Origin of the sequence: Nocardiopsis sp. LOL_012, assembly GCF_048060475.1 — a bacterium.
In the GTDB taxonomy this organism is placed as follows: Bacteria; Actinomycetota; Actinomycetes; order Streptosporangiales; family Streptosporangiaceae; genus Nocardiopsis.
Genome location: NZ_JBHMIV010000130.1, coordinates 1 through 350, shown reverse-complemented (window position 1 = coordinate 350; position 350 = coordinate 1). Strand labels below are relative to the sequence as shown.

The following is a 350-nucleotide window of genomic DNA, read 5'->3' as shown; positions in this document are numbered from 1 at the left end:
GGTGGGGGGGAGGAGGTGGCGGGTGTTCTGGTAGTGCTGGTCGGCTTGGGCTTGGGCGGTGGCGGTTTCGTCGCTGTGGGGGGCCTGTTGGGTGAGGGTGTGGGCGCGGGTGAGTGCGTGGGCGCTCTCGCGTAGGCGGTGTGCGCGTTGTTGGGCGGAGCGGGCGGCCTCTCGGGCGTGGTCGATGAGGTGTTGCTGGTCCCGGGTGAGGGGGCGGGGGGTGCCGGGGTTCGTCTCGGCGGTGTGGGCCCAGGAGTTGAGGGTGTCGGCGGTGTCCTGGGCCCGGTCGGCCTCGTCGTGGAGGGTGCGGGCACGGGTGCGGAGGCCGTCGGGTGTTGGGCTTGTGGTGG

Annotated in this window: 1 protein-coding gene; it reads right to left on the bottom strand. The window is 73.1% G+C overall.

Annotated features, from left to right (window positions below; genetic code table 11):
- The coding region (locus ACFHWE_RS23770; protein ID WP_416604109.1) for a hypothetical protein at positions 1-350 on the bottom strand (350 nt) is incomplete at both ends.